General features: G+C 64.0%; 1 protein-coding gene. It reads left to right on the top strand.

Features of this window, described 5'->3' with window-relative positions; translation table 11 throughout:
* Nucleotides 1-258: hypothetical protein (locus tag SB765_RS31195; protein WP_410932701.1), on the top strand; the 258-nt coding region annotated here is incomplete at both ends.

The following is a 258-nucleotide window of genomic DNA, read 5'->3' as shown; positions in this document are numbered from 1 at the left end:
CAAGCGTGAGCATTGATCCGCAGCATCTGGCTACGGCGCTGCAACGCGTGCTGCAGCAGCATGACGCCCTGCGCCTTGGTTTCGATCAGGCAGACGGACAGTGGCAAGGCACGTTCAATGAGGTCGATACGCAGGGCATCCTGTGGGATCGCTCGTTTAGCGACATGGACTCGCTTTTGCACGCAGCCGGTGAGGCGCAGCGCAGTTTCGCGCTCGGCGGCCCGTTGGTGCGGGTGCTACTGGGCACGCTGCCGCAGG

Source organism: Pseudomonas sp. SIMBA_067 (genome assembly GCF_046534675.1).
Classification (GTDB): Bacteria; Pseudomonadota; Gammaproteobacteria; order Pseudomonadales; family Pseudomonadaceae; genus Aquipseudomonas; species Aquipseudomonas putida.
This window is presented reverse-complemented; position numbering and strand designations above follow the sequence as displayed.